Origin of the sequence: Paenibacillus harenae (assembly GCF_030812415.1) — a bacterium.
GTDB lineage: Bacteria > Bacillota > Bacilli > Paenibacillales > Paenibacillaceae > Pristimantibacillus > Pristimantibacillus harenae_A.
Window position 1 is genome coordinate 822,681 of record NZ_JAUSST010000002.1, and the last position, 20,528, is coordinate 843,208.

The 20,528-nt window shown below is 52.2% G+C and carries 21 protein-coding genes; 18 read left to right on the plus strand and 3 right to left on the minus strand.

Going from position 1 to position 20,528, the window contains the following annotated elements; all coding sequences use genetic code 11:
* The first annotated feature begins 19 nt into the window (after positions 1 to 19).
* The 6 genes from J2T14_RS08645 to J2T14_RS08670 all read left to right on the plus strand — a co-directional run bounded on the left by J2T14_RS08645 (position 20) and on the right by J2T14_RS08670 (position 8,075).
* Positions 20 to 1,798 carry a sensor histidine kinase gene (locus J2T14_RS08645; RefSeq protein WP_307469850.1) on the plus strand — a complete coding sequence of 593 codons (1,779 nt, stop codon included), beginning with the start codon at positions 20 to 22 and terminating at the stop codon, positions 1,796 to 1,798.
* Positions 1,791 to 2,870 carry a response regulator transcription factor gene (locus J2T14_RS08650; RefSeq protein ID WP_307469853.1) on the plus strand — a complete coding sequence of 360 codons (1,080 nt, stop codon included), beginning with the start codon at positions 1,791 to 1,793 and terminating at the stop codon, positions 2,868 to 2,870. The genes J2T14_RS08645 and J2T14_RS08650 overlap by 8 nt, the downstream gene beginning before the upstream one ends.
* Before the next feature lie 105 nt (positions 2,871 to 2,975).
* Positions 2,976 to 4,268 (plus strand): ABC transporter substrate-binding protein, encoded by a 1,293-nt coding sequence (locus tag J2T14_RS08655; protein ID WP_307469857.1) that lies wholly within the window; start codon positions 2,976 to 2,978, stop codon positions 4,266 to 4,268.
* 85 nt (positions 4,269 to 4,353) lie between these two features.
* Entirely contained in the window at positions 4,354 to 5,238 is an 885-nt protein-coding gene (locus J2T14_RS08660; RefSeq protein WP_307469860.1) for a carbohydrate ABC transporter permease, read from the plus strand.
* The gene (locus tag J2T14_RS08665) at positions 5,235 to 6,062 is read left to right on the plus strand and encodes a carbohydrate ABC transporter permease (protein ID WP_307469863.1); all 828 of its coding nucleotides are present in this window, start codon (positions 5,235 to 5,237) and stop codon (positions 6,060 to 6,062) included. The genes J2T14_RS08660 and J2T14_RS08665 overlap by 4 nt, the downstream gene beginning before the upstream one ends.
* Positions 6,063 to 6,080: 18 nt before the next feature.
* The gene (locus J2T14_RS08670) at positions 6,081 to 8,075 is read left to right on the plus strand and encodes a beta-galactosidase (protein ID WP_307469865.1); all 1,995 of its coding nucleotides are present in this window, start codon (positions 6,081 to 6,083) and stop codon (positions 8,073 to 8,075) included.
* 160 nt (positions 8,076 to 8,235) lie between these two features.
* Here J2T14_RS08670 and J2T14_RS30825 read toward each other — a convergent pair whose 3' ends face one another.
* Positions 8,236 to 8,430, minus strand: a complete 195-nt coding sequence (locus J2T14_RS30825) for an aspartyl-phosphate phosphatase Spo0E family protein (RefSeq protein ID WP_373458119.1) — start codon at positions 8,428 to 8,430, stop codon at positions 8,236 to 8,238.
* Positions 8,431 to 8,842: 412 nt separating this feature from the next.
* On the opposite strand from J2T14_RS30825, the gene J2T14_RS08675 reads away from it, so the two are divergent.
* The 3 genes from J2T14_RS08675 to coaD all read left to right on the plus strand — a co-directional run bounded on the left by J2T14_RS08675 (position 8,843) and on the right by coaD (position 10,831).
* Positions 8,843 to 9,088 carry a YolD-like family protein gene (locus J2T14_RS08675; protein ID WP_307203979.1) on the plus strand — a complete coding sequence of 82 codons (246 nt, stop codon included), beginning with the start codon at positions 8,843 to 8,845 and terminating at the stop codon, positions 9,086 to 9,088.
* Positions 9,089 to 9,747: 659 nt separating this feature from the next.
* On the plus strand, positions 9,748 to 10,335 hold the full coding sequence (rsmD, locus tag J2T14_RS08680) for a 16S rRNA (guanine(966)-N(2))-methyltransferase RsmD (RefSeq protein ID WP_307469868.1): 588 nt from the start codon (positions 9,748 to 9,750) through the stop codon (positions 10,333 to 10,335).
* Entirely contained in the window at positions 10,322 to 10,831 is a 510-nt protein-coding gene (gene coaD / locus J2T14_RS08685) for a pantetheine-phosphate adenylyltransferase (protein ID WP_307469871.1), read from the plus strand. The genes rsmD and coaD overlap by 14 nt, the downstream gene beginning before the upstream one ends.
* Before the next feature lie 26 nt (positions 10,832 to 10,857).
* On the opposite strand, the gene J2T14_RS08690 is transcribed toward coaD, so the two are convergent.
* Positions 10,858 to 12,087 carry a nucleoside recognition domain-containing protein gene (locus tag J2T14_RS08690; protein WP_307469873.1) on the minus strand — a complete coding sequence of 410 codons (1,230 nt, stop codon included), beginning with the start codon at positions 12,085 to 12,087 and terminating at the stop codon, positions 10,858 to 10,860.
* A 146-nt stretch (positions 12,088 to 12,233) separates the two neighbouring features.
* On the opposite strand from J2T14_RS08690, the gene J2T14_RS08695 reads away from it, so the two are divergent.
* Positions 12,234 to 13,310 (plus strand): S16 family serine protease, encoded by a 1,077-nt coding sequence (locus J2T14_RS08695; protein WP_307469876.1) that lies wholly within the window; start codon positions 12,234 to 12,236, stop codon positions 13,308 to 13,310.
* 28 nt (positions 13,311 to 13,338) lie between these two features.
* On the opposite strand, the gene J2T14_RS08700 is transcribed toward J2T14_RS08695, so the two are convergent.
* Positions 13,339 to 14,583, minus strand: a complete 1,245-nt coding sequence (locus J2T14_RS08700) for a nucleotidyltransferase (protein ID WP_307469879.1) — start codon at positions 14,581 to 14,583, stop codon at positions 13,339 to 13,341.
* A 158-nt stretch (positions 14,584 to 14,741) separates the two neighbouring features.
* Here J2T14_RS08700 and J2T14_RS08705 point away from each other — a divergent pair, with 158 nt between their 5' ends.
* The 8 genes from J2T14_RS08705 to J2T14_RS08740 all read left to right on the plus strand — a co-directional run bounded on the left by J2T14_RS08705 (position 14,742) and on the right by J2T14_RS08740 (position 20,394).
* Positions 14,742 to 15,260 carry a YceD family protein gene (locus J2T14_RS08705; RefSeq protein ID WP_307469882.1) on the plus strand — a complete coding sequence of 173 codons (519 nt, stop codon included), beginning with the start codon at positions 14,742 to 14,744 and terminating at the stop codon, positions 15,258 to 15,260.
* A gap of 34 nt (positions 15,261 to 15,294) precedes the next feature.
* Positions 15,295 to 15,468, plus strand: coding sequence for a 50S ribosomal protein L32 (rpmF, locus tag J2T14_RS08710; RefSeq protein ID WP_006036546.1), 174 nt, complete (start codon positions 15,295 to 15,297; stop codon positions 15,466 to 15,468).
* A gap of 235 nt (positions 15,469 to 15,703) precedes the next feature.
* Positions 15,704 to 16,300 (plus strand): transcription factor FapR, encoded by a 597-nt coding sequence (gene fapR / locus J2T14_RS08715; protein ID WP_307469884.1) that lies wholly within the window; start codon positions 15,704 to 15,706, stop codon positions 16,298 to 16,300.
* Positions 16,284 to 17,273 carry a phosphate acyltransferase PlsX gene (gene plsX / locus J2T14_RS08720; RefSeq protein ID WP_307469887.1) on the plus strand — a complete coding sequence of 330 codons (990 nt, stop codon included), beginning with the start codon at positions 16,284 to 16,286 and terminating at the stop codon, positions 17,271 to 17,273. The genes fapR and plsX overlap by 17 nt, the downstream gene beginning before the upstream one ends.
* 9 nt (positions 17,274 to 17,282) lie before the next feature.
* Positions 17,283 to 18,269 (plus strand): beta-ketoacyl-ACP synthase III, encoded by a 987-nt coding sequence (locus J2T14_RS08725; RefSeq protein ID WP_307469890.1) that lies wholly within the window; start codon positions 17,283 to 17,285, stop codon positions 18,267 to 18,269.
* Between the two features lie 51 nt (positions 18,270 to 18,320).
* Positions 18,321 to 19,250 (plus strand): ACP S-malonyltransferase, encoded by a 930-nt coding sequence (gene fabD, locus J2T14_RS08730; protein ID WP_307469892.1) that lies wholly within the window; start codon positions 18,321 to 18,323, stop codon positions 19,248 to 19,250.
* Between the two features lie 21 nt (positions 19,251 to 19,271).
* Entirely contained in the window at positions 19,272 to 20,021 is a 750-nt protein-coding gene (gene fabG / locus J2T14_RS08735; RefSeq protein WP_307203990.1) for a 3-oxoacyl-[acyl-carrier-protein] reductase, read from the plus strand.
* A gap of 139 nt (positions 20,022 to 20,160) precedes the next feature.
* Entirely contained in the window at positions 20,161 to 20,394 is a 234-nt protein-coding gene (locus J2T14_RS08740; RefSeq protein WP_307203992.1) for an acyl carrier protein, read from the plus strand.
* Positions 20,395 to 20,528: the final 134 nt, after the last annotated feature.

The following is a 20,528-nucleotide window of genomic DNA, read 5'->3' on the forward strand; positions in this document are numbered from 1 at the left end:
AAATAGGGGGCGATGCCAAATGATAAAAAAAATAGGGAACAAACTGGTCGAGCCGTTCAAACGCAGCATCAGGAACAAGCTGATCCTGACGATGATTTTGTTGGCGATCGTCCCGATTGCCGCCATAACGGGGCTTGCTGCCGACAACAGCCGTCAATCGATGGAAACGGAAGTGATAGCGACCAACCAATCCAATATGAAATGGACGGGCATATACGTCGGCGATCAGTTCGCGCAGTTGAACAATTTGATCTATAGTACCCTCATCAGTCCCCATCTTAGCGATTATTTGGCGAATGTGGAAGAGGGCAGCCCGTCAACGCAATTCACCATACAGAAGAACCTGATCGAGACGTTGAACAATATGTTCTATTCCGCGGGTAATCAGGTCATCGGAGTGGAGATGTATTTGGCCGAGCCGAAGAAGATGTTTGTCATTAACGCCTCGCAAAACGATATCGAATCGGTATCTATCCAGCCGGAGCCGTTCCGGACTATGGCGGATAACAACCAGGACTTTATGGTGCGGACAGACGAAGCGCGGCCCGATCAATTCCAGTTGATCAGAAGCATTAACCGCTTCGAGAATCAGGATAGGCTTGGCTATATATCCTTGCGGATTCGCTGGTCGATGTTCGATCAGACGCTTGATTTGCTCGGACGCGGCGATCGGCAGCAGGTGCTTATTGTCGGCGGGGATGGGAAGGCGCTCTACTTGCCGGGCGAGCATAACGTGCCGGAACCCTCGTTGGAGCGCATTCGGCAAATGGATCAGGGGCAAGGCTATTTCAGTACGGATGATGAATATGTGTTCTACAATACGATCGATCCCGTCGGCCTGCGCCTCGTCAACATCATTCCGAGAAGTACGATTAACGCAAGCGCGCTTGCGACGATGCGATTCGGTTTCATCGTCGGAACCATTTCCGCCATCGCAGCGATCGTCATGGCCGTATTTCTCGCTTGGCGTTTGGCTACCCCTATCGTATCGTTGGCAAGGTCGATGCAAGGGCTGGGGCTTATACGGGAGACGGAAGTTCCCATTAGCAATCGGGTGGACGAGATCGGTTTGCTTGAGACGAAGCTGAACAACATGTCGCTGCGAATCAAGGAGCATATTAAGAACGAATATAGCATTACGCTGGAGAAAAAAACGGCGGAGCTTAAAGCGCTGCAGGCCCAGATTAATCCGCATTTCCTGCAAAATACGCTGCAAATGATCGGCAGCATGCTATTCACCAAGCAGCCCGCGGAATGTTATGCCGTGATTCGTTCGCTTAGCGAAATGTTCAGGTACGTCATTCGCGATCCGGATCAACTGGCAACGTTGAAATCCGAAATGGATCATCTCGACAATTATATGAAAATTCAACGGCAGCGCTTCGGCGCACGGCTCCAATATAAGGTGCAGCAGGATGAGTCGGCGCTTGCGTGTTCCATTCCTAAGCTTACGTTGCAGCCTATTGTCGAAAATGCTTTTTTCCATGGGCTGGATACGAAAATGGGAGACTGGCAGTTAAATGTCGACGTCTACAAGGAAGAGAGCGCCGTGTTTATCCGCATCAAGGATAATGGCGTCGGAATGAGCGCGGATCGGCTGGCTCTTGTCAGGAGCAGGTTGAACGGACATAGCGGACAACCATGGACGGGCGGAAGCCGGATCGGCATTCAGAATGTCGCATCGCGAATCAGGCTGCATTTTGGCAAGGAAGGCCATATCGGGATTAATAGCGAGCCCGGAATAGGTACGACGGTAACGGTAAGCATGCCACTTGGCGGGGGTGTTGGTCTTGAATGATCGTATTAAAGTGCTGCTCGTAGACGATGAGGCCTGGACACGGGATATCGTGAAGACGTTCGGCGATTGGGATTCGCTAAACATGGTGATTATCGGAGAAGCGGATGACGGCATGGAGGCGTTGAAGCTCGTCGAGGAGCTTGAGCCGCAGGTGGTTATTACGGATATGCGCATGCCCGGCGTCGACGGCGTAAGATTGCTTGAGGTGCTTAACAAGCGATTTCCCGACATCAAATCGGTTGTGGTCAGCGGCTACGATGATTTTCAATATGCGAAGCATGCGGTGCGTTTTCAAGCTGTCGATTATTTGCTGAAGCCGGTGGATCCGGCAGAGCTCAATGCGGCGCTGCTTAAATGCAAGGAACAGGTGGAAGGGGCACAGATGAGTTTGGACGTTCTGGGACTAGACGTCGACGTATCGTACCTGCTGTCCCCTTTCAAGTCTCGGCTGCGCAGCTATTACAACGAGCTTAACCATGAAGGGGTCGAGACGGTGCTGAACCAACTGCGGGCAGAGCTGGATTCGAAAGTTGCGAAAGCGGTCATGAAATCATCTAAGCTGGAGCAGGTTGCGCAAGAGCTGCTGCTGTTGCTTAAGGAACTGATGGATGTCAATTCACAGAGCGCGGACAGCCTGAAGTTTTCTTATGAATCCAGCACGTTCGCGTCGCCTGGCGGGACGACGGCCTTTTTGCGCGTGTGTTATGGGCATATGCTTGATCAATTGATCAATATGCGGAAATTCAAGAACAAGCTTAACCTGGAGGAAGTTCGTAAATTTATGGACACTCATTATGCGGAGCCGATTACGCTTGAGCAGCTCGCACGAAGCTTCTATGTGAGCAAGGAATACTTAAGCAAATCGTTCAAGCAGGAATATAGGCAAAACATTACCGACTATTTGCTGAATTTACGGATGGTGAAGGCGAAGGAATGGCTGCTTGACGAAAGCATTCCGATTAAAGCAATCGCGGAAATGGCGGGTTATGAGGACGTGACTTATTTCTACCGGGTATTCAAAAAGCACTTCGGCATCGCTCCGGGCGAAATGCGCAAAAACAGCGAGGTTTAAAATTGTCCAATCAAAAAGCATAATTCCGTCCAATTAAACGCTTTCATCATTCAGTTACACTAAACACGTAAACAAAACAAGACGATTATTGGGAGGTCGCTACAGATGAGAAAAACGGTAAAAGGCATGCTGATTACCGCGCTTGCGGTCACGCTTCTGGCAGGCTGCGGAAGTAATGAGGGCAGCAATAGCGAGTCGGAAGGAACGTCAGGCGGCGAAGCGAAGAGCGTCAAACTCAAACTGTTTATTGCGCAGCCGCGGCTTAAGGAGCATTACGACAAATTCATCAATGATTTTGTTGCCAAACAAAAGGCCGACAAGAACATCGAGGTGTCGGTACAGCTTGAAATGCCTACAGCCGACAATGCAGCCCAAATATTGAAAACGCGTCTTGCATCCAACGACGCTCCGGATATTTTCGCGCTGCATGCGATCAATGAAATTCCGACGTATTATAAAGCGGGCTACCTGGAGGATTTAACCGATCAGCCTTTCGTAGGCAAGCTGCTTGACAGCGTCAAGCCTGCGGTAACGACAACGGACGGCAAGGTCGTGGCTGTTCCGCTGGAAACGTTGTCTTGGGGTTACCTGTACAACAAAAAGATTTTCGGCGATCTCGGGCTAACGCCTCCGGCTACGCTGACAGAAATGAAAGCGGTTGTCGAGAAGCTGAAGGATAACAAAATTACGCCGTTTGAATTGGCCTATAAGGAAGCATGGGTTCCGCAATTGATTCTTCCTCTCGCGGCCGGTGCGATGATCAATACCGAAAATCCGGATTTCATTGAGCGGATGAACAAGGATGAAGGCTCTTTTACAGAGATCAAATCGGCAATGTTCGACGTATTCGACCTGATCAACAGCAATGGAACGGAGCGTGCTACGGAGGTTGGCGCGGACGATGGAGCGGCGGCATTCGCGGCAGGCAAAGCGGCTATGTGGCTGCAAGGTCCTTGGTATGCGGAAACGATTCTCAAATCCAACCCTGACATCGAATTCGGCGTAGCTCCCCTGCCAATAAACGATAACGAAAAAGCGACGATGATTAACTTGAGCGCTTCCACTTCTCTAGCGGTTTCCAAAACGAGCAAAAACAAAGAGGTGGCTCTCGATTTCATCAATTATGTATTGGATGACCAGGCTTCCAACGATTTCTTCCAAGCTTTGAAGTTTAATCCGATTGCAACGGTTCATACGTATGACAGCTATCCATGGGTGAACGATGCTACCGATTACGTGAAAGAGGGCAAATCGTATCAGGATCCTGCTATTCCGCAAGCGGTCAAGGATGAGGTAGGAAAAGGGCTGCAATCGTATTATGCCGGACAAATTTCTCAAGACGATGTCATTACGGCGCTTGATAAAGCGTGGAAATCGTTCAATAAAGTAAATAAATAAAAACGGATATCCGGGCATGGCGGGAGCGCAAGCTCCCGGTCTGGCCGATACGCTGACAGATTATCATAGGGAGGGGGCGTAACCGATGCTCGCCAAAGGCTTTCGAAAATATGCAATATTTATATCGTTTATCGCGCCAGCATTTGTTTTGTATGCCGCTTTCCTATTAATCCCGACGATCGGCGGGATGTTCTACAGCTTTACCGATTGGAACGGGCTGAATCCGGACTACGATTTCATTGGACTTGGAAATTTCGTGGAAGCGCTTAAAGAGGATCCTGACTTTATACATTCGCTGCTCTTCACGCTTAAATACGTATTGTTTATGGTCGTTCTGCAAAATGTGTTCGCGCTTGGACTCGCCGTACTCATCGAGACTCGGGCGCGCAGCAAAGGATTTTTCCGTACGATCTTCTTTATGCCGAATATGATCAGTACGATTATTAGCGCGTTTATGTGGACCTTCGTGTTCGCGCAGGTGCTGCCGCAATTGGCGGAGAAAACGGGCATCGCCTTTTTCGGCCAATCCTGGATCGGCAATCCGGACGTATCGTTTTTCTCCATTCTTATCGTATCCTTGTGGAACGGCGTAGGTTATATGATGATTATTTATTTGGCGGGATTGCAAGGCGTTCCGCAAAGCTTAAGGGAGGCGTCCGTTATCGACGGAGCAACGCCATTCCAGACGTTCCGCAACGTCACTCTGCCGATGATTACGCACGCCATCACGATTTGTTTCTTCTTGACGCTTAACGGCGCGTTCAAAGTATTCGAGGCGGTATACGGTCTTACTGGCGGCGGTCCGGGCCGAAGCACGCAAGTCATTACGATGAATATTTACGAGGAGGCGTTCTCGAACAATTTCCGCTACGGTTATGCAAGCGCCAAATCCGTTATTTTGTTCATGATCATTCTGATTTTCACATTCATACAAATTCAGGTTATGAAAAAACGGGAGGTGGAGGCATGAGACAGAAAAAATCGACATCGCTGCTCGTTGGCATTCTGCTCGCAATCGCCGCTGCTATCTCCTTCTTCCCTATTTATTTGGCCATTATCAACTCGTTCAAGACGCAGGGAGATATGTTCCGCTCGTTTATTTCTCTGCCAACCCAAATTAGCTTTGACAACTATGCGCAGGCTTTTGATAAAATCAACTTGTTAGGCAGCACATTCAATTCGGTCGTCATTTCGGTTCTGGGCATCGGCGGCATCGTGTTATGCGCCTCGCTTGCCGGCTATAAACTATCGCGAACGAGCGAATTGCTGAGCCAGATTATATTCTTTCTGTTCATCGCGTCCATGCTTGTTCCGTTCCATTCGATTATGATTCCGCTCACCAGGATGGCCAAAACGTTATCCGTGCAAGGCAGCACCTACGGTCTGGCGGTTGTTTATATCGGACTCGGCGTCAATATGGCGATATTCCTCTACCACGGCTTCGTGAAATCGATTCCCCGCGAGCTGGAGGAAGCGGCGCAAATGGATGGCTGCAACGAATACCAGACGTTTTTCCGAATTATTTTTCCGTTGCTTGTGCCGATTACGGTTACGATCGCCATTCTCGATTTTCTCTGGATCTGGAACGACTTCCTGCTGCCGCTGCTGATGCTGACGGACTCGGCGGACTTTACGCTTATTTTGTCTACGAATACGCTGTTCGGCGAATACAACAAGGACTGGTCGTTAATTTTGTCCGCCCTCGTGCTGACAGCTATCCCGGTCATCATTATCTATGCGTTCTTCCAGCGCTTTATTATGCACGGCATTGCCGAAGGCGCGGTCAAAGGCTAACCAAAGGAGCGAGTCCGATTGGATAAATTATTGTACGGCGTTGCTTATTACGATGAATACATGCCTTACGAAAGGCTTGCCGAGGACATCCGGATGATGAAGGAAGCGGGCATTAATGTAGTCCGCATCGCCGAGTCTACCTGGAGCACGCATGAGCCGCAAAACGGGGTGTTTGATTTCAGTTCGGTCGACCGCGTGCTGGATGCGATGCACGATGCTGGCATTCATGTTATCGTTGGAACGCCGACTTATGCGGTTCCGACCTGGATGGTCAAGGAGCATCCGGAGGTACTGGCAGAGACGCCGCGCGGACCAGGCAAATACGGAGCAAGGCAAATTATGGACATTACGAATCCAACCTATTTGTTCTACGCGGAGCGCATCATTCGCAAGCTCATTTCGCGCGTTGCCGCCCATCCCGCCGTAATCGGCTATCAGATGGACAATGAAACGAAGCATTACGACACGGCAGGCGCGAATGTCCAGCTTCGGTTCGTTAAATACATGCGCGATACTTACGGCGATCTCGATGCAATCAACAAACGCTTCGGACTGGACTATTGGAGCAATCGGATTAACAGCTGGGAGGACTTCCCTTCCGTGGTTGGCACGATTAACGGCAGCCTCGGAGCCGAATTCGCCAAGTTTCAGCGCCTGCTCGTTAACGAATTTCTGGCATGGCAGGTGTCGCTCGTCAATGAATACAAGCGGCTCGGGCAATTCGTCACGCAAAACTTCGATTTTGAATGGCGCGGCCATTCGTTTGGCGTCCAGCCGTCGGTGGACCATTTTGCGGCGTCGGAGCCGTTCGATATCGCGGGCGTGGACATTTATCATCCATCGCAGGATAAGCTGACGGGAATTGAAATCGCCTTCGGCGGGGATATGACGCGTTCTCTCAAGCATAGCAACTACCTGGTGTTAGAAACGCAAGCGCAAGCATTCCCTAACTGGACGCCCTATCCAGGCCAGCTTCGCCAGTTGGCGTTCAGCCATTTGGCTTCGGGAGCGAATATGGTCGCTTATTGGCATTGGCATTCCATTCACAATTCGATCGAGACGTATTGGAAAGGCTTGCTCAGCCATGATCTTGGTCCTAACCCTGTATATAATGAGGCGAAGACGATCGGCGCCGATTTCCAGCGTTTAAGCGCCGAGCTTGTCAATTTGCGCAAAACGAACAAAGTGGCGATGCTCGTCAGCAATGAAGCGCTGACGGCAATGGAATGGTTCAAGCTTCCTGACGGCAAACTGTACAATGATGTGGTGCGCGCGCTCTATGACGAGCTGTACAAGCTTAATGTGGAAATCGATTTTATTTCGCCTTCCAGCGCCGATCTTGACCGTTACAAGCTTATCATAGTTCCCGCATTGTATGCAGCACCGGATAATTGCTTGCGGCGGATGAACGAATATGTGAAAAGAGGCGGTCACGTCGTTTATTCGTTCAAAAGCGGCTTTGCCGATGAAACCGTTAAAGTGCGCCATTCGCTGCAGCCCGGCATTATTCAGGAAGCTTGCGGCGTCACGTACAATATGTTCATCGCTCCTGATCAAGTTGGGCTGCGAGGTCCGATTGTAGCCGAGGGCGAATCGCCGGCAGTAGAGTCATGGATGGAACTTCTGACGCCCGGGTCGGCGGAGGTGCTTGCTTGGTATGACCATAAGCAGTGGGGAGAATATGCGGCCATTACGCGCAATCGATACGGCTCCGGTACTGCGACCTATATCGGATGTTTGCCTGACGCCGCCATTATCCGCAAAGTGTTGGCAGGAGCCGTACGGGAAGCTGGGGTTTGGGAGACCGCGCAGGAGTTGTCATTCCCTATTATTATCCGTTCCGGCATCAATGAAGCGGGCAAGCAGATACGCTATTATTTCAACTATTCAGGCGATCAGACGGAAATTCGTTATCCGCATGGCGACGGAGTAGAACTGTTGTCGGGAATCGTTGTCAGGGCCGGCGACACGGTCATGCTCCCGGCGTGGGGCGTCGCCATAATCAAAGCATAACGGGCGCCCGAATAGAAAAAGCATCTTCAGACGGCGCACCGGCGCCGTGGAGATGCTTTTTCTTTTCGCAAGTACAACGTTTGCTGGAATACTTCGTGTTCGTGCGGCAAGGCGTATGAAAATAAAACCCGGCCGAGGCGGCCGGGTAAGAAAATGCGCTTTAGTAACATAACGTATCGTGATTATCTGTTTTTTGGATCCTGGAGACACAATTGGTGTACTCCATCAGCTTTTTGTCGAGCTCTTGGCTTATCTGTATAACGACGCTGTCCGTAAAGCTATTGGATACTCCAAACACACGAACCATCTCTGTTCTCAACGCCTCAATCTGTTGTTGACAAACACAGTTATGCATTTAAAGTGTCCTCCTACGTATGCCCAAGATGTAACTGTTAGGCTAAAGCATACATCATTTTACTGTAAATTCCCTTCTTTGACAATTGGGTCGCGGCAAAAAGGGACATGAGTACGAAGAAATCGGAATTTGAACGGCAGAGGACCCACATTGCTGCGGGTCTGTCCTAGCTCTATGATCAACTGTGGGGTTGATAGCACTAGTATACGATCCGAATCTTAACGTTTCCTTAAAAAACAGTGTCCATGCGTTGAACTATTCTGATAATTTTCAAGGAGACGCCGATCGTCATGTCAAGAAATTGTGTCATTTTTGTTAAAATCGTTGTGGTAACCGTCGCCTTTTCATGGTAACGTTAATGTTTCTGAACAACTGATAATAAGCGGGTTATCGCATAGCGGGAGGGCATAAAATGGCATCAAAAGGACCAAAACGGCCGACGCGGGACGAGTTCCAAATGGAGGAGCTCGGTGAGCGCCTGGTCGAAGCGCAGCGGGAGGAAACGGAACTGCTGTTCACCGTCTGGAATTGGACGGAGCAGCCTCGCGGCATCATCGTGAGGATGGATTCGAGGACGAAGCTCGTTCATGTCGAGTATGAGGGCGAAACGACGAGAATCCCGTTCATGGATATTATGCAGGTGGAGAATCCTTATTAAAAAGCAAGAAGGAAGAGAGGGGCGATGAAGCAGCCTCTCCGACTGTCTTGCCAAACTAACGTTGCTCGATTAAGTCGATCGCGCCCAGAATGACATGGGCAAACCGAACCAACCTTGCTGATAACGAACGAAGTTAGTGCGAGAATCCAACATAGCTATGCAACGATACGGTTATCCAGTAGTTTTAAAATGAGGTCATTCATATGAGGATCATAAAAAAGTATAACGCTACTGACATATCTAATCTTTATGAACGTGTATCTAAATCTGAATCAAAATTGCTAAAGAAAAAATTTGCTGAAAGTTTTGCGATGTGAATTCAGGGAGTACTTAAGTATAAAATCCTTGATAAACGAGGGTTTTACAAAAAAATCGGGCGCCCTCTTTCGAGAGCGCCCTTTTCATGGGAGAGGAGAAACCGGACGAAGAGCTTATGGGGAAACGTAAGTCTTCTCCGCGGTTGTCTACGGCATCTCGCGACGCCGATGACATTATCTTGTCCGGTTTGTGGGGGAATATACATTTTTAGGACAAAAAATTTTGCGGGAGGATTGCGATATGTCTTAAAATCGGTCGTTTACATAAAATTCGACAGCTTTCTTAACAAAGGGAATGTATGGTACGATAGGCGGGAATGAGACAGAAGGGGGCAATTGCAAGTGAGAGTCATTGCGGGCGAGGCTAGAGGCCGCACGCTGAAAGCGGTGCCCGGCATGAATACGAGGCCGACGACCGACAAGGTGAAGGAAGCGATATTCAGCATGATCGGTCCTTATTTCGACGGGGGAACGGCGCTCGATCTGTTCGCCGGCACGGGAGGACTTGGGATAGAGGCGTGGAGCAGGGGCACGGAACGTGTCATTTTCATTGACCGGGAAAAAATCAGCATCGATATTATCCGCCAGAACATTCAGACGGCCGGTATGGGGGGCGCAGCGGAAATATACCGCAACGATGCGGAGCGCGCTTTGAAAGCGCTAGCGAAGCGGGAATTGAAGTTCGACCTCGTTTTTCTCGATCCGCCGTACAAGCTAACGACGATGGACGAGCTGATGGGCGAGCTGGCGGCGAACGGCATGCTTGAAGAAGCGGCAGTCATTGTGGTCGAGCATGATCAGGCGGTTCGGTACCCGGAAGCGATGGAACGTTTTGACCAAATCAAATACGCCAAATACGGAGATACAGCCGTGTCCATATATAGATACCACAGCCAGGACGACAGGAGTGATACCGATGTTAACGAATAATATAGGCAACGAGAGGGTCGCGGTATATCCAGGCAGCTTCGATCCCGTTACTTACGGGCATTTAGACATTATCCGCAGATCTGCTAAATTGTATGACCGTTTGATTGTAGCGGTGTTGAACAACACGAGCAAAAATCCGTTGTTTACCGTAGAGGAGCGTAAGCAGCTTCTGGCCGAGGTTACGCAGGATCTGCCCAACGTGGAGATCGACAGCTTCCGAGATCTGCTCGTTCGTTTCATGAAGTCGAGGCAGGCGAATGTTATTATACGCGGCATACGGTCCGTAACGGATTTCGAATATGAGCTGCAGCTTGCTTCAACGAATCATTTGCTCGATAACGAGATCGATACGATCTTCATGATGACGAATCCGAAGTATTCGTATCTAAGCTCAAGCATCGTGAAGGAGATCGCGCAATTCGACGGCGAAGTGAAGGAGCTTGTGCCTCCTGCGGTGGAACGTGAATTAAGGAAGAAGTACGATGCGCGCAAATAGCGGCGTATGACCATTGACTTTGCTCATTAGCGCCCTATGCGCCGTGTTCGCCAAAGTGGAGAGACAAAGTGAAGCAGCGCGAACGCAGTGAGAAGAAGCAAGCTAGCTGCAATGGAATAGAACCATAACATAGGCATATCGCTTGCGGTAATGGCGGTTGGCCCACCCCAAGCCGCTTGGGGCTGATCAGGGCTGAACACCGGGAACGTACCCGGGGGCGTCACGTAGCGCAGCAAAGCCGACATTGGATTCCATAGCAGCAGCGTGAGCAAAAAAGCTCCTACTGCATGCATCATGCGGAACGCGGCAAAAGGCAGCAGCTTCAAATCGGTCCCCGCAATCGTATATCCCGTCTGCAAAATACCGCCAAGTCCGCTCCAAGCGAGTACCCCTGCAATAGCCGCTGCGTTCATAAGGCTTCCGCCGACGGGGGTTTCCCAGATCGCGGCGGCATAGGCGCCGATGTGACTCTCGAACAGGGCGGGGCCGATGAACGAGGCATTCAGCTTCGTCAGAAGGGGCGCGAACAACGGCTGCGCGAGCTTGGCGAGCACGGAGGCGAAGATCATGAAGCCGCCGATCATAAGCAGCTTCTGCACGCTGGAAGACACGGCGTCGCCGAGCACTTTGCCGAAGCTGCGGCCGTCTTGTTCTCTGCCTAGCTGCATAGCGCCCGTGAGCTGCTTGACGAATCCGTCTTGCGGCTTGCTGGCGGCAGCATCTAGCGAAGGCTCGATCACGTTGTTTCTAGATCCGATATTTGCAATGGATAGCAGAAGCAGAAGGAAGAGAGCGGACAGCCAGACGGCTGCCGCTATCATAATGCCGACAATCGGTTTATGCAGGAAACCGGCGCCGACCACGACGAGCATGAACAATGGATTCGGCATATGCGCGATGGCAAGAAGACGCTGGCCTTGCGATTGGTCGACTTTATTTTGCTTGCGCAGCGATGCGGTCGCTTCCGCTCCGGCAGGGTAACCGCCCATCCAGCCAAGCGCTATGGCATGCGCGGCTTCGCCGGGCAGCTTGAACAGCCGATGCATGACGGGACCAAGCAGCGTGCTTGCGGCATGAGCGAGTCCGAAGGCGGTCATAAGCTCGAACAGCACCAGAAAAGGCAAAATACCGGGAAACACGATGTTCCACCAGACGGTTAGTCCTTGCAGCGACGCTTGGAAGGCGGTATCGGGCTGTACGATAATCGTGCCGACGAGCAATATGGAAATAATGGCGATCAGTATCGTTTTGACCATTGCCGTTCAACTCCTAGGACAATCTGTTCGTCTAAGATAAATAGTACGCGCACGGGGAAGCGGATAGACCAAGCATGGCCGAGGTGGCTTCGTAAAAAGCCGGCATGCTGTGCGAGGAAGGTACATAGGAAGAGGGGGCTTGCTTCTTGGACAGGCAGGTTTCGGATTTAAAACGCATTGCGCTTGTCGCGGTTGCTACGGCGGCGGCGATGTGGATACTGCTGTATGCCCCGACGCCTTATGTCGTTTACGAGCCCGGCATCGCGACACCGGTGGCGCCGATGGTTACGGCAGAGCAGGGCGATGCCGAAGGGGAGGGGACTTTCCTGCTCACGGCGGTTAAGCTAAGCGACCCGAATTTCTTCGACGTTCTGCGTTCGGCATGGGACAAGGACGAAGACGTCATGATGAAAAAAGAAGTATTCAGGGGCTACACGCAGCAGCAATATCAAGACCGTCTCTCCGTAATTATGGAGGGCTCGCAGAACAATGCGGTCGAGGCTGCATACCGCTATTTGGAATTACCTTTCGCCTTTAAAGTACAAGCTATCGTCGTATCCGATATTTCCGTGAAGGCCGAAGAGGATGCAGGCTTATTTCAGGCAGGCGACAAGCTGGTCGGATTAGCGGGCGGCCCGCGGTTCGAAAGCACGGCTGATATGCTGGATAAGCTGCGCAGGGTAGATGCAGGCAGTCATGTCGCAACTATCGATATCGAGCGCGACGGCGCCCTCGCGCAAGTTGAGATGGATGCGGCTCGTCTCGGACCGAACTTAACCGAAGATCGGTTGCCCGCCGCGTTCGGCGCATCAGGATTGACGGAGCTTAGGTCGCTCGAACCCGGCGATGCGCGCAAGCGCCTTGCGATTAAGGCCGGGGACATAGGCGGCCCGTCAGCCGGTCTCGTGTTCGCTTTGCAATCGATTGATTTGTTGACCGTAGGCGATCTGACCGGAGGCAGCCGCATTGCGGCTACAGGGACGATCACGCCGGATGGCAAGGTGGGTCCGATTGGCGGCATTAAGCAAAAGGTCGTTATAACGAGCCGGGAGGGCGCGCAGTTGTTTCTCGTACCGGAGGGCAATTATAAGGAAGCAAAAGCAAAGGCGAAGCAGCTGGGCACCGCCATGGAAGTTGTGGGCGTAACCAACCTGAAGGATGCTCTTGGCAAAATAAAGCAGTTCAATGCTTCGACTCGAGGCGTTGCAGTCGGCAACAGCTAAGCGGTGCAGAAGGAAAACCCCGCATCCTTTACAGAATGACGGGCTTTTCCTTGAAGTCTCTGAACAGCGCTTCGGACGGAACGCTGTCCCCGCGCCCGAGCATATAGACGGCGCTGGCCCGAGTGTCGAGCTCTAAGTAAGGATAGGGTTCGGGAGGCCGGGCGGCACTTAGGAGCACGGGCAGCGAAGCGGTTGTTTTCATACGGCGAAGCAACTGCTTGCCCTTCTCGGTGAAGCCGAGCACGCGAATATATTGCACGCCGGAGGCCAGCTTCTCGGGGGTGAAGGACGACTTCTCATGTCCGAGCAAGACGGATAGCAGCGCGCGCTGAAGTCTGGTACGCGTGTAACGTTTCGTCTTGAGCATGTCCAGCAGATCCTCGAAATGCATCGAAGCTAGGTCCGGGAGCGTTCGGAGCAAGCGATGCTCCAGGCCTTCCGATATGTCCCGCAGTCCGGACAGTTCGCCCGCGGAGCGGATAACGGTCTGATGCAGCAGCGGCTTCATGAAGTCGGTCCAACTGATCGGGCAATGGCCGGCCGCCCATTGCTCTTCAATGATACGGTAGGTGGACGCAGGCACGTATGAGCGAATCGGAGCCAAGTTTCGTTCGTCGAGCAGCAGCTTGCGAATGGCGGTCGCGCTGGCGATCTGGCTGTCCGAGATCGTCTGTTCATTATACTGCGATTTCTCGCGGGCGATGGTGAATGGCTCCATGCGGCCTGCAAGACGGCGCAAGGCAAGCAAGTAATGAAGTCCCAGCGTATGATTGGGCTGCGCGAACGGGAATGAAGCCGTATCCGGATGACCTTGCTCCGATAAGTAAGCGGCGACGGCACCGCTGTAAGCAGTTGGATAATTGATTCCCGTATCCAGCAATTGCTTCAGCGACGCGCGGAAATCCGGAGGCTCGTCCGCCAGCAGCGAGGCAGCTTGCTGCAACGGTGCCAGCTCGCCGCTCTCCGTGCCGAAGCAGAAGGCGTCTACGGCGCCTGTCGCCTCGAGCAGAGCGACGGCGCCATGGGCGAACCATTCCGCGGCATGGGTGGCGTAGGCGACGGGCAGCTCGATGACAAGGTCGCAGCCGCCCTCAAGCGCCATGCGCGTGCGCGACCACTTATCGAGGAGCGCGGGCTCGCCGCGCTGCAGGAAGTTGCCGCTCATGACGGCGACAACGGCTTCGGCTCCCGTTATTTTGCGCGATTGTTGTAAATGATAATGGTGACCGTTATGAAACGGATTGTATTCGACGATGAGTCCCACCGTACGCATTCTCTAACCTCTCTCTGTTAAATCTTGGTCGTTTCATCATAACATAGAGAGACGTTTCCTACACGGCTGCATGGAGAGCAAACGAAAAACCGCGTGAAAATGTTGACAAAACAGTAGGCTGATAGATATAATAATCTTTGTTTGTTTGGGGTGATCTGATGCAGTTTCATATTCAAGAAACGATGTCCAAAGGTCTTAAGACGACGATCAACGAACAGTTGGACGTCAGCGACCTGTTCAAGGGACGCCAAGATGTTATTCGTACTGGACCGCTTCACGTATCGCTTCAAGTAACCGGCAATGAAGGCTTTATTACGGTAGATGGAGAGCTATCCATCGATCTGGAGCTTGCTTGCTCGCGTTGCCTCGATCCGACAAGTGAGCATTCGGTCATTCCATTCTTCGAGCAATTCAAGCCTGCTTCGAATGAAGAAGTGAAGGACGAGGATGGAGAAGAAGAGAGTGACTTCATCGAAGTAAGCGGAGAACGACTGGACTTAAGGCCTTTTCTCGAAGAAGCGCTTCTGCTGTTCATGCCGTTCGCGCCGCTCTGCGGCGATGATTGCAAAGGTCTATGTCAAGAATGCGGACAAAACTTAAATGAGCGTACATGCAGCTGCAAGACGGAGAAGCTCGACCCTCGCTTTGCAGCGCTGAAGGATCTATTTAAGGAATAACGGCTCGATTGATTTTGTGAAGGAGGTGGGAAATATGGCAGTACCTCAACGTAGAACGTCCAAAACTCGCCGCGACAAACGTCGTACGCATTTCAAGCTCGCAGTACCGGGCATGGTGAAATGCGAGCAATGCGGAGAGCTGAAGTTGGCTCACCACGTATGCAAAGTTTGCGGATATTACAAAACGAAAGAGATCATTTCCCAATAGAATGATTTCAACAATAGCACTTCATCATGCGATGAGGTGCTGTTTTTTTTCTCTTTCATTGCGCTTGCGCTGTTTTTTTTATATACTCTTATTTAGTACCTGGTGATAATATCAGCCATCATACATATACTAATCGCAAACCAAGCAAGCTATGGCGGAGCTGCGCTGCGATCAGGTCATCGATACATGCTGTCACAATTTCTGTTAAAAAAAGGCGGTGCCGGACATCGAACGAATGCCCAAACGGCAGCGGCATCAGCAGCTTGCCCGACTTATAGAAGAAAATCCTTTCATAACCGATCGGGAGCTTACGCGCCAGCTCAAGGTAAGCATACAGACGATCCGGCTGGACCGGATGGAACTTGGCATACCCGAGCTGCGGGAGCGATTGAAGCTTATGGCGGAGCGCTCCTACGATTCGGTTCGTTCATTGCCGCTGCACGAGGTGATCGGCGACATCGTCGATCTGGAGCTTGATAAGAGCGGTATCTCGGTATTCGAGATCCGCGATGAGCATGTGTTCTCGAGAACCGGCATCGCGCGCGGTCATCATGTGTTCGCGCAGGCGAACTCGCTGGCGGTTGCTGTTATTAACGATGAGATCGCCCTTACCGTGACGGCGGACATTCGGTTCATCCGTCCTGTTAAGCTCGGCGAGAAATGTATAGCCAAGGCTTATGTAAAATCAATCTCGGGCGAAAGGAATAAGGCGAAGGTGGAATTGTTCACTTACGTGTCCGACGAGATGGTTTTCCAAGGAAACTTTGTGATATTCAGATCCGCGGGTGCTGCAAACAGTGGAGGAGGAGACGAACATGCGGATCGCTATTGATGCGATGGGGGGAGACCATGCCCCGGGATTAATCGTGCAAGGCGCATTGGAGGCTGCGGCGGAGTGGCCGGATACGGAGCTGCTGATCGTTGGGGACACAACCGTAATCGAGAAGCTGATTGGCGGCACTAAGCCGGCTAATATAACAATATGCCATGCCGATGAGGTAATCGGCCCGGATGATGAACCTGTTAAGGCGGTGCGTCGCAAAAAAGGGGCGTCGATGGTCGTGGCAGGCCAGCTCGTCCGCGAGAAGCAGGCCGACGCGATGCTGTCGGCAGGCAACACCGGCGCATTGATGGCGACGGGATTGCTCGTCGTAGGCCGGATGGATGGCATCGAGCGCCCGGCGCTCGCGCCAATGATGCCGACGATGGACAATCTTGGCGTGCTGGCGCTCGATCTGGGCGCGAACATGGACGCTAAGCCGGAGCATTTGCTCCAATATGCGATTATGGGAAGTATTTACCGCTCGAAAGTGCATGGCTTAGATAAGCCGAGAGTCGGTTTGCTTAATGTCGGCACGGAAGCGAAGAAGGGCAATGAAGTGTCGAAGGCTGCTTATGGGCTGCTCGAGCAGGCGCCGATTCATTTCATCGGCAATGTCGAGGCCAGAGATGTGCTTACGCGCAGCTGCGATGTTATTGTTTGCGACGGCTTCGCGGGGAACATTATGCTTAAGGCGATGGAAGGAACGGCAGGCGCGATCTTCTCCGAACTGAAAGGCGCGTTCGGCCAATCGATGCTGACAAAGCTGGCGGCAGCCATTATGATGCCCCGTTTGCGTCAATTGAAGAATAAGATGGATTATAAAGAGCATGGCGGAGCGCCGTTGCTCGGCTTGAACGGTCTCGTCGTGAAATGTCACGGCTCGTCCGATGTTGTCGCTGTGAAAAATGCAGTTCGGCAAGCTCGCATAGCGATTCAAGGACAATTGATTGAATCGATCGCAGATGAAATCAACGGGAAATGAGTGTGTGTAATGAGTTTATATCCTGTAGGCATTATAGGAACGGGTAAATATGTTCCGGAACGTATTCTGACGAACCAAGAATTAGAGCAAATGGTTGAAACGAACGACGAGTGGATCGTCACCCGTACGGGCATCAGAGAGCGCCGGCTGGCCTCCGCAGAGGAAGCGACGTCGGATCTTGCGCTGCATGCGTCAAAAAAAGCGATTGCTGCCGCAGGACTGACGGCCGAAGACATCGATCTCATTATCGTCGCGACGATAACGCCGGATATGTTCTTCCCATCCACGGCTTGCTTGCTTCAAGATAAGCTCGGCGCCAAGAAAGCTGCAGCCTTCGATTTGTCGGCTGCTTGCTCCGGCTTTATCTATGGCTTGGCAACGGCTTCGAACATGATTGCTACCGGCATGTATAAGCATGTGCTAGTTGTCGGCGCGGAAACGCTCTCGCGCATTACGGACTACACGGACCGCAACACGTGCATCTTGTTCGGAGACGGGGCGGGAGCTGTCGTTCTCGGGCAAGTGGAGGAAGGCCGCGGATTCCGTTCGTTCGAGCTTGGAGCCGACGGCAGCGGCGGCGACTTGCTTAAGGTGTGCGGCGGCGGCTCGCGCGTTCCGGCTTCAGAGGCGAGCCTCTCGGCCAAGCAGCATTTCATTCATATGGCGGGCAACGACGTATTCAAGTTCGCGGTGCGCATTATGGGGAGCGCGGCCGAAGACGCATTGCAGAAGGCCGGCATGACGAAGGAGGACATTAATCTTCTTGTGCCGCATCAAGCGAATATCCGCATAATAAATTCGGCGCTTACTCGTCTGGACTTGTCCGAAGAGAAAGCCATGATTAATTTGCACAAATACGGCAACATGTCGGCCGCTTCGATTCCGGTAGCGCTTGCGGAGGCTGTAGAAGAGGGACGCGTGCAGCAAGGCGATTGCCTAGTTCTCGTCGGTTTCGGCGGCGGCCTGACGTGGGGCGCATCGGTTCTCGTCTGGTAGTTAGCTTTCGAAGATAAGTTTGCAATCGCAAACTTTTTAGGAGGGTTTCAATTGAGCAAAACAGCATTCGTGTTTCCCGGCCAAGGCGCTCAAGCTGTGGGCATGGGGAAAGACGCGTACGAAACATTCGAACGTTCACGAGCCATTATCGAACAAGCGGATGAAGCGTTGGGCTTCAAGCTGAGCGATATTATTTTCGAAGGTCCTGAGGAGACGTTGAAGCAGACGGCCAATACGCAGCCTGCGCTGCTGACGGTCAGCATTGCCCTGCTTGAAGCGCTTGAAGGACGCGGGCTTAAAGCCGATTATGTCGCAGGTCACAGCCTAGGCGAATATAGCGCGCTTGTCGCAGCTGGCGTCTTGTCGTTCAAGGACGCGGTTCGCACCGTTCGCGCACGCGGCTTGTTCATGGAGCAAGCCGTTCCGAACGGGCAAGGCGCGATGGCGGCAGTGCTCGGCGCCGAACGCGAAGCGCTTGCGGCTCTATGCGCGCAGGTGTCGTCCGAAAGCACGACCGTCGAGCTTGCCAATGTCAACTGTCCGGGTCAGATTGTCGTCTCCGGCACTGCGGCTGGCGTACAAACAGTCGTGGAACGCGGTAAGGAAGCTGGCGCTAAGCGAGTTATTCCTCTTGACGTCAGCGGTCCTTTCCACTCCTCGCTCATGAAGCCGGCTGCTGAGAAGCTTGGCGACACGCTGGCAAGCGTAGAGCTGCAGGACGCTTCGATTCCAGTCATTGCTAATGTAACGGCACGTGAAGTGACCGGAGCGAGCGATATTCGCGCTCTCTTGGTCGAACAAGTCTACTCGCCGGTTCTATGGGAAGACAGCGTGCGTTATTTGATCGAGCAAGGCGTGGATACGTTCGTCGAGATCGGGTCGGGAACGGTGCTTGCCGGCCTGATTAAAAAAATCGACAAGAACGTACGCGTCATTTCGGTGAATAGCATCACGGCGCTTGATGCGCTGCAAGTTAACTAACGCCAAACGGAGGGGATATGTATGTTTGCCAGTCTGGAAGGCAAGAAAGCGCTCGTTACGGGAGCGTCCCGCGGTATCGGCAGAGCGATTGCAATTGCGCTCGCCGAAGCAGGAGCGGATGTTGCGGTCAATTATTCCGGCAGCGAAGCTGCGGCAGCGGAGACGGCGGCAGCCGTTGAAGCGCTCGGCAGGCGCGCAGTCATCGTGAAAGCGAACGTCGGCAAAGCCGATGAATTCGACGCGATGGTGAAGGAAGTTATCGAGCAATTGGGTGCAATCGATATTTTGGTGAATAACGCGGGCATTACAAGAGATAATCTTATTATGCGAATGAAGGAAGAAGAGTTCGACCAAGTCATCGAAACGAACCTCAAAGGCGTGTTCAACGGCATCAAAGCGGTTACCCGTCCGATGATGAAGCAACGCTCCGGCCGGATCATCAACATTTCGTCGGTCGTCGGCGTGCTCGGAAATCCGGGGCAAGCGAATTATGTGGCTGCCAAAGCTGGCGTTATCGGTCTTACGAAGGCAAGCGCGCGCGAGCTCGCTTCGAGAGGCATCACAGTCAACTGCGTGGCTCCTGGCTTCATTCAGACCGAAATGACGGACAAGCTGCCCGAGGAAATGCGCCAGTCGCTTGCCGGGCAGATTCCGCTTGCGCGTCTAGGCGACGCAGCCGATATTGCCAACGCGGTTCGTTTCCTGGCCTCCGACGCCGCAGCGTATATGACAGGCCAAACCGTCCATGTAGACGGCGGCATGTACATGTAACGCAGCCTTAATGCCGCAACCACGAGACGTTAGCCCTCACCGACTGAGAACGGCGCAAGGCGATGCGGTTCAATTAAAACGGTTACGTATGGCATTTTATCTTTAATTCTCGTATAATACCATGGAGGAGGTGAACCGGATGTCCGAAGTAGTAGATCGTGTAAAACGTATCGTCATCGACCGCCTTGGCGTAGACGAAGCGGAAGTCACGCTGGAAGCTTCCTTTAAAGATGACCTCGGCGCTGACTCTCTTGATGTCGTTGAATTGGTCATGGAGCTGGAAGACGAGTTTGATATGGAGATCTCTGATGAAGATGCAGAGACAATCACAACGGTGGGAGAAGTAGTTAATTACATACAATCTCATACCTAAGAAGGACAAGTCCCGTTCTAACAAACGGGACTTCTCTCCATCTTGACCGTTTTTTTCGAACGATGCGTGAACATGAGGCCGAAGGGCTTAATCCCGACAATTATACTTAGCGTTATAGCTTTTATATAAATATA

What these genes read in the sequence shown, in the direction of transcription:
- J2T14_RS08645 (WP_307469850.1), top strand. Translation starts at nt 20, where the DNA reads ATGATAAAAAAAATAGGGAACAAACTGGTCGAGCCGTTCAAACGCAGC.
- J2T14_RS08655 (WP_307469857.1), top strand. Translation starts at nt 2,976, where the DNA reads ATGAGAAAAACGGTAAAAGGCATGCTGATTACCGCGCTTGCGGTCACG.
- J2T14_RS08660 (WP_307469860.1), top strand. Translation starts at nt 4,354, where the DNA reads ATGCTCGCCAAAGGCTTTCGAAAATATGCAATATTTATATCGTTTATC.
- J2T14_RS08665 (WP_307469863.1), top strand. Translation starts at nt 5,235, where the DNA reads ATGAGACAGAAAAAATCGACATCGCTGCTCGTTGGCATTCTGCTCGCA.
- J2T14_RS30825 (WP_373458119.1), bottom strand. Translation starts at nt 8,430, where the DNA reads ATGCATAACTGTGTTTGTCAACAACAGATTGAGGCGTTGAGAACAGAG.
- J2T14_RS08675 (WP_307203979.1), top strand. Translation starts at nt 8,843, where the DNA reads ATGGCATCAAAAGGACCAAAACGGCCGACGCGGGACGAGTTCCAAATG.
- coaD (WP_307469871.1), top strand. Translation starts at nt 10,322, where the DNA reads ATGTTAACGAATAATATAGGCAACGAGAGGGTCGCGGTATATCCAGGC.
- J2T14_RS08690 (WP_307469873.1), bottom strand. Translation starts at nt 12,087, where the DNA reads ATGGTCAAAACGATACTGATCGCCATTATTTCCATATTGCTCGTCGGC.
- J2T14_RS08700 (WP_307469879.1), bottom strand. Translation starts at nt 14,583, where the DNA reads ATGCGTACGGTGGGACTCATCGTCGAATACAATCCGTTTCATAACGGT.
- J2T14_RS08705 (WP_307469882.1), top strand. Translation starts at nt 14,742, where the DNA reads ATGCAGTTTCATATTCAAGAAACGATGTCCAAAGGTCTTAAGACGACG.
- rpmF (WP_006036546.1), top strand. Translation starts at nt 15,295, where the DNA reads ATGGCAGTACCTCAACGTAGAACGTCCAAAACTCGCCGCGACAAACGT.
- fapR (WP_307469884.1), top strand. Translation starts at nt 15,704, where the DNA reads ATGCCCAAACGGCAGCGGCATCAGCAGCTTGCCCGACTTATAGAAGAA.
- plsX (WP_307469887.1), top strand. Translation starts at nt 16,284, where the DNA reads ATGCGGATCGCTATTGATGCGATGGGGGGAGACCATGCCCCGGGATTA.
- J2T14_RS08725 (WP_307469890.1), top strand. Translation starts at nt 17,283, where the DNA reads ATGAGTTTATATCCTGTAGGCATTATAGGAACGGGTAAATATGTTCCG.
- fabG (WP_307203990.1), top strand. Translation starts at nt 19,272, where the DNA reads ATGTTTGCCAGTCTGGAAGGCAAGAAAGCGCTCGTTACGGGAGCGTCC.
- J2T14_RS08740 (WP_307203992.1), top strand. Translation starts at nt 20,161, where the DNA reads ATGTCCGAAGTAGTAGATCGTGTAAAACGTATCGTCATCGACCGCCTT.